Source organism: Stackebrandtia sp., from assembly GCF_035643755.1.
Taxonomy (GTDB): Bacteria; Actinomycetota; Actinomycetes; order Mycobacteriales; family Micromonosporaceae; genus Stackebrandtia.
The window spans coordinates 1-2,554 of the sequence record NZ_DASQPW010000124.1; the positions used below are offsets into that span (position 1 = coordinate 1).

At 70.3% G+C, this 2,554-nt stretch carries 3 protein-coding genes; 1 reads left to right on the forward strand and 2 read right to left on the reverse strand.

What is annotated here, in order from left to right; translation table 11 throughout:
* Both VE172_RS09535 and VE172_RS09540 read right to left on the reverse strand, forming a co-directional pair.
* Positions 1 to 353 (reverse strand): alcohol dehydrogenase catalytic domain-containing protein (locus VE172_RS09535; protein WP_349258317.1); only part of this gene is annotated, 353 nt, incomplete at its 3' end.
* 70 nt (positions 354 to 423) lie between these two features.
* A complete protein-coding gene (locus tag VE172_RS09540; protein ID WP_324800394.1) occupies positions 424 to 1,155 on the reverse strand; it encodes an SDR family NAD(P)-dependent oxidoreductase in 732 nt (243 codons plus the stop codon).
* Between the two features lie 43 nt (positions 1,156 to 1,198).
* Between VE172_RS09540 and VE172_RS09545 the strand changes: the two genes are divergently transcribed.
* Positions 1,199 to 2,554, forward strand: a 1,356-nt coding sequence (locus VE172_RS09545) for an FAD-dependent monooxygenase (RefSeq protein ID WP_324800396.1), incomplete at its 3' end; no start/stop codon positions are given.

The following is a 2,554-nucleotide window of genomic DNA, read 5'->3' on the forward strand; positions in this document are numbered from 1 at the left end:
CACGACAGATCAGTACGAATCGGGATCACCTGCGACAACGGCACACTCGTGTACTCGGCATACCCGCCATCAAAACTGCGGCCCATGTCCCCCATCATCGCCACCACCTGATCCCCACGCTTCAAACCCGAACCCGCAGGAGCCGCATCCACCACCCCCGCCGCCTCGATCCCCGGCACCCGCGGGTAGGAAACCCCCTCGGACATGCCCAGGCGCAGATGGAGCTCGGATCGGTTGAGCCCGAACGCCTCCACCCGTATCCGCACCCAGCCGTCGCGCTCGGGCGGCAACGGCACGTCGCGAATCTCGAGGTTCTCCACGGGTCCAGGCTCGGACAACACCACCGCGCGCATGACGCACCTTTCGTCGTTGATGATCGCGTCATCCAACCCGACGATCCCGACGGTGATTCCGTCGATCGCGTCACAGCGGCATGAATCGTCCGCCGTTGACGTCCACAGTGATCCCGGTGATGAAGCTCGCCTCGGCCGAGGCGAGGAACAGGATCGGCGCGACGATCTCGTCGAGCTCGGGCATGCGGCGCAACGCGATCGCGTCGACGACCGACGCCCGTTCCGCGTCGCTCAGCCCGTCGAACATGCCACGCAGCCGCGGGGTGAGAAACAGGCCGGGCGCCACCGCGTTCACCCGCACCCCGTCGCCGCCCACCTCGACGGCCAGTCTGCGCGTCAGACCGCCGATCGCGGCCTTGGCGGTGGCGTAGGGGATTCCCGTGACGGGAGAGGGTTGGCGGCCGCCGATGGACGCGCAGGTGACGATCGATCCCCGCTCCCGCCGCAGGTGCGGCAGCGCCGCGCGGCAGGCGTACAGGGTGCCCTTGACGTTGACGTCCAGCACCGTGTCGACGTCGGCGGCGGTGAAGGCGTCGAGGTCGCGCGGCGTGCCCAGCGAGCCTCCCGCCAGGGTGACGAGCACGTGGGGACCGCCGTGCCGGGAATGGATGTCGCCCATGGCTTCGCGCAGCGCGGTTTCGTCGGTGACGTCGACGTCGAGGTCGCCGCCCGTCAGGTCCAGCGCGATCGTCGTGGCGCCCTCGGCGCGGAAGCCCTCGCACACGGCGCGCCCGATGCCGCCCGCGCCGCCCGTGACCACCACGGTGCGATCGGCGAAGCGCGGATTCTTGACGGTCGTCATGGGGACAACATACTCTTGTTCGCGGACGAAAGAAGGAGCCCGAATGCGTATCGCGGTGATCGGCGGCGGCCCCGGCGGCCTGTACTTCGCGGCCCTGGCCCGCAGGGTCCATCCCGACGCTCGGGTGGATGTGTTCGAGCGCAACGCCTCGGGCGACACCTACGGCTTCGGCGTGGTGTTCAGCGACGAGACCCTCGACGGCATCGCCGCCGCCGACGGCGACACCCACGCCGCGATGGCGGCCCGCTTCGTCACCTGGCGCGACATCGACGTGCACTACACGCCCGCCGTCGGCGGGCCGAGCCACACCGTCACCTCCACGGGACACGCGTTCGCCGCCATGAGCCGGGTCGAGCTGCTGGCCCTGCTCGCCAAGCGGGCCACCGAACTCGGCGCCACCCTCCACTATGGCGGCGACGCCCCCGGGCTCGACGAGCTGCGCTCGACCTACGACCTGGTGGTCGCCGCCGACGGCGTCCACTCGGCGAGCCGCGGGGCCTTGGCCGATCACCTGCGGCCCCGGCTGGACGTCCGCCGCTGCCGTTACATCTGGCTGGGCACCGACCGCCGCTTCGAATCGTTCACCTTCGATGTGCGGGCCACCCCGCACGGCGTCATGCAGCTGCACGCCTATCCCTACGGGGACGGATCGACCGCGATCGTCGAGATGCACGAGGACGTGTGGCGCCGCGCCCGTCCGTCCATAGCCGACTGTATGGAGATCTTCGCCGACCGACTCGACGGGCATGCCCTGCACAGCAAACAGACCGACTGGATCGACTTCACCACCGTCCGCTGTGAACGCTGGTTCGCCGACAACGTGGTGCTGCTCGGCGACGCCGCGCACACCGCGCACTTCTCCATCGGCTCGGGCACCAAGCTGGCCATGGAGGACGCCGCCGCCCTGGCCGCCGCGATCGCCGACCGCCCGCTTCCCGAGGCGTTGCGGGACTACCAGACCGAGCGCCAGGCCGCGGTCGCCTCGACACAGCGCGCCGCCCAGGCCAGCCTGGAGTGGTTCGAGGACCTCGGGCAGTACCTCGACCAGGAGCCGCTTCCCTTCGCCTTCAACCTGTTGACCCGCTCCCGCCGCATCACCTACGACAACCTGCGGATGCGCGACCCGCGGTTCATCGCCGCGGTGGACGCCTGGTTCGCCGACACCGAGGTGGCCCGCGGCGTCACCCCCGCGCCCGCCGTCCCGCGTCCCCCGATGTTCCAGCCGTTCCGCTTGGGGGGACTGGAGTTGCGCAATCGGGTCGTCGTGTCCCCCATGGACATGTACTCCTCGGTCGACGGGGTGCCCGGCGACCTGCACCTGGTGCACCTGGGGTCCAAGGCGCTGGGCGGCGCGGGCCTGGTCATGACGGAGATGGTGTGCGTCAGCGCGTCCGGGCGC

Bases quoted from the DNA above. Each gene is read 5' to 3' on its own strand.
- VE172_RS09540 (WP_324800394.1), bottom strand. From the start codon at position 1,155: ATGACGACCGTCAAGAATCCGCGCTTCGCCGATCGCACCGTGGTGGTC.